The 6964-nt window shown below is 60.2% G+C and carries 3 protein-coding genes and 2 rRNA genes (1 of these 5 cut by a window edge); all 5 read right to left on the reverse strand.

The genetic code is table 11. The annotated features are described in order from the left end of the window. Positions 1-110: 110 nt before the first annotated feature. Positions 111-1328 carry a lytic murein transglycosylase gene (locus ACFSX5_RS06695; protein ID WP_386832508.1) on the reverse strand — a complete coding sequence of 406 codons (1218 nt, stop codon included), beginning with the start codon at positions 1326-1328 and terminating at the stop codon, positions 111-113. Between the two features lie 131 nt (positions 1329-1459). Continuing rightward, positions 1460-3622 (reverse strand): mechanosensitive ion channel domain-containing protein, encoded by a 2163-nt coding sequence (locus ACFSX5_RS06700; RefSeq protein ID WP_386832509.1) that lies wholly within the window; start codon positions 3620-3622, stop codon positions 1460-1462. Between the two features lie 133 nt (positions 3623-3755). Beyond that, complete coding sequence (locus tag ACFSX5_RS06705; RefSeq protein ID WP_386832510.1) at positions 3756-4274, reverse strand: hypothetical protein; 519 nt, start codon at positions 4272-4274, stop codon at positions 3756-3758. A gap of 97 nt (positions 4275-4371) precedes the next feature. After that, a 5S ribosomal RNA gene (gene rrf / locus ACFSX5_RS06710) occupies positions 4372-4487 on the reverse strand. A 124-nt stretch (positions 4488-4611) separates the two neighbouring features. Next, a 23S ribosomal RNA gene (locus ACFSX5_RS06715) occupies positions 4612-6964 on the reverse strand (it continues 366 nt past the right edge of the window).

Below are 6964 nucleotides of genomic sequence, written 5' to 3' on the forward strand. Positions count from 1 at the left end.
GGAAGAATATGGTCCCCACAATGGGCGAGGGCAGGAGCCTCGAACCTGTCGAGACGGACCTGCCCTCTGCTTAAGCAGCTCAACACTGCCTCCGGATGGTTAACGGAAGCTTAACGCTTGAGGGCGTCCAGCAGCCGGCCGGACACATGTCCGTCAGCAGGCCAACCCTGCCGCTGCTGCCACGCGATGACGGCCGCGCGGGTCTTCGGGCCCACCACGCCGTCAGCCGTGCCGACATCGAAGCCGGCCCGGTTCAGCAGGTTCTGCAACTCGGCACGCTGCGCCTTGGTGAGCGCATAGTCACCGGCCGGCCATGGCGTCGCAAAAGAGCCGCCACCGATGATCCGGTCCGCCAGGTGGCCCACAGCCAGGGCGTAGCTGTCGGAGTTGTTGTAACGCTTGATGACCTCGAAGTTGGGCAGCAACAGGAAGGCCGGACCCGCCGCGCCGGCAGGCATATAGAGCCGGGCCATGTCGCTCGGACGGGGGAAGGCACTGCCGGAGACCCGAGTGATGCCCATGGACTGCCATTGGCTGAGCGGCGCCTTCTCCATCTGTCGTGCCGCAGCGAAGTCGAACCCGCTGGGCAGCTTGACCTCGTAGCCCCAGGTTTCACCCGGGCGCCAGCCGAAATGGTGCAGGTAGTTGGCGGTGGAGCCCAGTGCGTCCTGCACCGAGTTCCAGATATCCTTGCGTCCGTCGCCGTTGTAGTCGACGGCAAAGCGCATGAAGCTCGAGGGCATGAACTGGGTGTGGCCCATGGCCCCGGCCCATGATCCAACCATCTGGTTGGGCGCGATATGCCCGTCCGAAACAATACGAAGTGCCGTCAACAATTCGTCGCGGAAGAAGCTGGCCCGATAGCCACCCTCGGTCAGAGTGGCGAGCGCATAGATGGTGTTCTCGCCCCCCATGAAGCCGCCGAAATTGGTCTCCATGCCCCAGATGGCAAGCACGATCTCAGGCTGCACGCCCCAGCGTTGCTGTGTGCCCGCCAGCGTCTGCGCCCATTCCTGGCGCATCGCACGACCCTTCTGAGCCTGGCCGGCAGTGACCCGCTTGTCGACATATTGCTGCACCGTTTGGGTGAATTCAGGCTGCTTGCGCGTCAGTTCCATCACCTTGGGGACATAGCTGTAGCCTGCGAAGGCTGCATCGAACGCAGTGCGACTGACGCCGCGCTGTTGCGCCTCAGGCCACAGCGAGCGGACGAAATCGGCGCTGCTGGCAAGGCTCGGTGCAATGCTCGAAGCGCTCAGCGCTGCGGCGGTGATGAGCGCTACCAGGTGACGGAAGCGGGCAATGGTCCTGCCGTTGGAAAGCAACATGACGGGCCTCGTGTACGCAAAGAACAAAATCAGGACTGCGCCGGCTGTGCCGCAACTGGCGCGTAGTACAATTTTAACCCACCAAATTAAGATCGGCTTAAGGCAACGGCTCCGTGTCGATCACGAAGCGGTCAAGAGCCGGACGTGTCCTCCCCCCCCTGCGGCGCCGCCGACAGCGTACGCCCCGATGCTCGAGCCACCCCACCCTGTACGTAGGTGACGTGGGGATAGGGGATCTCAATGTCGCGCTCGGCGAAGACGGTCTTGACGATCTCGCTATAGGTCCGTCCGACGCCCCAGTGCTTGCCGGGCAACGTCTTGATCCGGGCTCGAACGGTCACGGCGGACGCGGCGAACGCGATGATGCCCTGCATATCGAGTTCGTCGATGATCTCGTTCTTGTGCTCGGTCTCCATCAGCAGGTCGAACGCGTCCTGCATGGCTCGCTTGACCTCCGTGATGTCGCTGTCATAGGCGACACCGATCTCCGCCACATGGAAGGAGAAGCCCCGCATCATGTTAGAAACCTGATCCACCGAGGAAAACGGCACCAGGTGGACCGTGCCGCTGAGGTCACGAATGGTGACCGAACGAATGGTGAGCTTCTCCACTACACCGGACTTGTCCCCCACCTGCACCACGTCGCCCTCGTTCATGATGTTCTCGAACTGGATGAAGATGCCGGTGATGATGTCCTGCACCAGCTTCTGGGCACCGAAACCGATGGCAAGGCCGACCACGCCGGCACCGGCGAGGAGCGGTGCGATATTCACGCCGATCTGCGCCAGAGCCAGCATCAGCCCGAACACCACCAAAGCGATCGTGAACGCGTTCTTGAACAGGTTCAGCAGCGTCTTTTCGCGTGCGGATGGCATGCGGCCGATGCTGACGTTGAGCCGATACTCCACCCATGAAGCCACCACCACATAGAGCACCACGCATACGAGCAGGATCAGGCCGGCCGAGATCACCGAGCCGATCGCGGCGATGCCGGCATCGCTGAGCGCCCATTCGGCGACGTCGAACACGCCCCAGGCCTGGATGATGGCTGCGGCTACCAGAACGATCGCGACCCAGCGCACGATCTGCATCACCCGCGGCACGAACGCCTGAAGCCGGGTTTCCAGCAAGGGCAGCCGCTGCTTGACCTCTGGCGACAGGTTGAGACCGAACGACACCGCCCGGGAGATGAACGCGACGACGAGCGCGCCGACCAGGACGGCAATCACCGACTGCACGGTCGCGCCAAGCATGAATGGCAGGGCCTCGTCGGGATTGGTGAACCACAGCACCAGCAGCGCCAACAGGTAGGCGATGGCAAGAACGTGCCAGAGTTGGCCGAGCAAGCGCAGCAACTGCCCGATACCGTCCTGACGCCGCTCTCCGACCTCGTTCAGCCAGCCCCGAACGTCGTCCCGATTCTGCAGCACGATGATGATGCCGACAACGACCGCGGTGGTCATGACCAGCACCTGGACGGCAGCCGCCGCCGCCGTCGACAGCGTGCCTGCAAGCAGCGGCGCCACGAACAGGAAGGTATAGCCGACCAGCGAGATGATGCGGCCGGACCAGAACTGCCAGTAGGTCGCGTTGCTGTCGCCTACCGGCAATAGCCTCAAGGCTTCGTGCCGCGGCGACAGGAAGATGCGGACCCACAGCTTGCTCAATTCCACGGCCAGGAAGGCGTTGAGCAACAGCGACTGGTTGATCCCCATCTGGCCGCGGATGTCGCCGGTGAGCCCAAGCGCGATGGCATAGCCGAGCCCCCAGGCGAGGAGCACGGCTGCCACCTCGACGGCGGTGCGTCCAAGGATTCCCAATAGCTTGCCCCACCAGCGCCGGCGAGCGACGCGAGAGCTTATGGCGCTTTCGATGCGGTGCACGCCCAGGCGCAGCAGCAGGTAGCTGCCGATCATGCCGATGCCGACGACCAGGAGGCCGGTGACTTCCCCCTGCAGGCGGCTGAGGTCGGCGTTGAAAGTCCCGTCCCACAGCCGCTGCAGATCCCAGCCGACGCGCGTGAGGCTCCTCAGGGCGGCCGATGCGCCTTCCGCGGCGGCCTGGGTGTAGGTGGCGAGTTGGCGGGCGAAGGAGAGGTCGCGCGGCTCTTCCGCCGGGGCCGTCTCGGCATCCTGCCGCAGCCGGTCGATGAGTTGCTGGCGCGTCTCGTCGTTCTCGAGGATCTGGATCAGGTCCTCGATGCTGGCTTCCGGCGTGGCGGCAGGGGCTGCCTCCTGCGCCAGCCCGGGAAGGGCAAAGAGGAGGATGCTGGCGAGGACGAGAAGGAGACGCATGGAGATCCTGGTCGCTGTTTGCGCGCCAGAATGGCGGCGGAGGCGGCGGCGTCAAGCCTTGATCGGCCAATGCGTCCACAGCACGGCAAGCCGAAGATGAACGGAGATGAACGAAACCTGACCCGGACCTGGCCTAACCCGGTTCGGCTTCCAACACCGGCCGGAGCCTGGTGAGGAAATCCCGCGCCTGACTTAACAACGCGGCAGCCCCCGCTTCGGGCCGCCGAGAGTCGGCGAGGTTCGAGAGTTCCGCCAGCAGCGCCGCGCGCTCGGCTTGCAGCGCTGGACCGATCGACAGCTCCGCCGCGGTGGTGAGCGCCTGACGCATTTCCTGCAGCTTGAGGAGGATGGAGAAGGCGGCAAAGACCCGGCCCGACTGCATGGGGTCACGGCGCCAGTGAAGGTCCGGAAACAACGCGCTGGCACGTTGCCCCGCCCCAAGGCAGTCGAAGGCCTCGCAGCCGTCATAGCCGAGCTCGGAGCGGCGCTGGTGGATACGGCAGCGGAACTGCCTGTCGAGGTGATGACAGGCTTCGCCAGCAAGCTTGTCGTGGCCGAAGTCCTCGGAGCGCGAGAAGGACAGGGCAATGCAGCAGAGCCCGAAGCAGCGACTGCAATCGGCCTCGAGAGGAGCACTGTTCACAATTTCCACGGTCTCTCATTCCCAGAAAAGCGAAAACCCCTCACCGTTTCCGGTGAGGGGTTTTTGATTTCGACGATTGTTTTTGAGACGCATGTGGCTTTGGCAGACCTTGCAGCGACCTACTCTCCCAAGCCTTAAGACTTAGTACCATTGGCGCAGAGGGATTTGACGGTCGAGTTCGGGATGGGATCGGGTCTTGGGCCCCTCGCAATAGCCACAAGGTCGGCGAAAGCCACATGCGGTGAATTCTGGTTTGTTGCGCTGCTCCATGCTGGCAGCGACTTGGTGTCTGAGCCGATCGATATGCAAACCAATCAGTGTCTTTTGCGGACATTGATTAATGAGAACGATCAAGCCAATCGAGCTATTAGTACCGGTAAGCTTCACACATTGCTGCGCTTCCACACCCGGCCTATCGACGTGGTGGTCTTCCACGGCTCTCAAGGGAATGCTCGTTTTGAGGGAGGCTTCCTGCTTAGATGCTTTCAGCAGTTATCCCGTCCGAACTTAGCTACCCTGCAATGCGGCTGGCGCCACAACAGGTCCACCAGAGGTTCGTCCATCCCGGTCCTCTCGTACTAGGGACAGCTCCTCTCAACATTCCTACACCCACGGCAGATAGGGACCGAACTGTCTCACGACGTTCTGAACCCAGCTCACGTACCACTTTAAATGGCGAACAGCCATACCCTTGGGACCTGCTCCAGCCCCAGGATGTGATGAGCCGACATCGAGGTGCCAAACGATGCCGTCGATATGGACTCTTGGGCATCATCAGCCTGTTATCCCCAGCGTACCTTTTATTCGTTGAGCGATGGCCCTTCCACGCGGGACCACCGGATCACTATGACCGACTTTCGTCTCTGCTCGACTTGTCAGTCTCGCAGTCAGGCAGGCTTATGCCATTGCACTCGAGGAACGATTTCCGACCGTTCTGAGCCTACCATCGCGCGCCTCCGTTACTCTTTGGGAGGCGACCGCCCCAGTCAAACTACCCACCATACGCGGTCCCGGATGCTGTTACATCGCGGTTAGACATCTATGACGATAAGGGTGGTATCTCATCTTGCGGCTCCACCAGAGCTGGCGCCCTGGCTTCAAAGCCTACCACCTATCCTGCACATGCCGACACAAATGCCAGCGTAAAGCTATAGTAAAGGTGCATGGGGTCTTTCCGTCTGACCGCAGGAACCCCGCATCTTCACGGGGAATTCAATTTCGCTGAGTCTATACTGGAGACAGTGGGGAAGTCGTTACGCCATTCGTGCAGGTCGGAACTTACCCGACAAGGAATTTCGCTACCTTAGGACCGTTATAGTTACGGCCGCCGTTTACCGGGGCTTCAATTCAAGGCTTGCACCTCTCCTTTTAACCTTCCGGCACCGGGCAGGCGTCAGACCCTATACGTCGTTTTGCAACTTCGCAGAGCCCTGTGTTTTTGATAAACAGTCGCCACCCCCTCTTTTGTGCCACCCCTGCCCAGTTGCCTGAACAGAGGTCACGCTTATCCCGAAGTTACGCGTGCAATTTGCCGAGTTCCTTCAGTATAGTTCTCTCAAGCGCCTTGGTATGCTCTACCAGTCCACCTGTGTCGGTTTCGGGTACGGTCTATAATGGTGGAGCTATTTCCTGGAACCTGCTCACTGCACATCCAATCCGATAAGGACGTACAGACCCGCGAGATCCGTCACTACCACCAGGCCCACGAATATTAACGTGGTTCCCATCGTCTACGCGTTTCCGCCTCGACTTAGGGGCCGGCTAACCCTGCGCTGATTAGCATTGCGCAGGAACCCTTGGACTTTCGGCGAAAGTGTCTCTCACACTTTTTGTCGCTACTCATGTCATCATTCGCACTTCCGATACCTCCAGGAGCTCTCACGAGTCTCCCTTCGCAGGCTTACGGAACGCTCCGCTACCGCTCATCATAAGATGAACCCTAAGCTTCGGTGCACAGTTTTAGACCCGTTACATCTTCGCCGCAGGAACGCTTGACCAGTGAGCTGTTACGCTATCTTTAAAGGATGGCTGCTTCTAAGCCAACCTCCTGGTTGTCTAAGCATTCCCACATGCTTTCCCACTTAACTGTGACTTGGGGACCTTAGCTGTAGGTCAGGGTTGTTTCCCTCTTGACGATGGACGTTAGCACCCACCGTCTGTCTCCCAGATAGTACTCTCAGGTATTCGGAGTTTGGTTAGGTTTGGTAAGTCGGTGAGACCCCCTAGCCCATCCAGTGCTCTACCCCCTGAGGTATTCGTCTGAGGCGATACCTAAATATCTTTCGCGGAGAACCAGCTATTTCCGAGTTTGATTAGCCTTTCACCCCTAGCCACAAGTCATCCCCGGCTTTTTCAACAGACGTGGGTTCGGCCCTCCAGTACGTGTTACCGTACCTTCAGCCTGCTCATGGCTAGATCACTCGGTTTCGGGTCTAATCCGACTAACTTGACGCCCTATTCAGACTCGCTTTCGCTGCGCCTACACCTAACGGCTTAAGCTTGCTAGTCAGACTAAGTCGATGACCCATTATACAAGAGGTACGCCGTCACCCTTGCGGGCTCCGACTGTTTGTATGCATCCAGTTTCAGGTACTATTTCACTCCCCTCGTCGGGGTGCTTTTCACCTTTCCCTCACGGTACTGGTTCGCTATCGGTCGTGTGCGAGTACTTAGGCTTGGATAGTGGTCTACCCATGTTC

The sequence above is a fragment of the Devosia albogilva genome (assembly GCF_042685625.1).
Lineage (GTDB): Bacteria > Pseudomonadota > Alphaproteobacteria > Rhizobiales > Devosiaceae > Devosia > Devosia albogilva.

Coding starts and splice junctions, on each gene's coding strand:
- ACFSX5_RS06695 (WP_386832508.1), bottom strand. CDS start 1,328: ATGTTGCTTTCCAACGGCAGGACCATTGCCCGCTTCCGTCACCTGGTA.
- ACFSX5_RS06700 (WP_386832509.1), bottom strand. CDS start 3,622: ATGCGTCTCCTTCTCGTCCTCGCCAGCATCCTCCTCTTTGCCCTTCCC.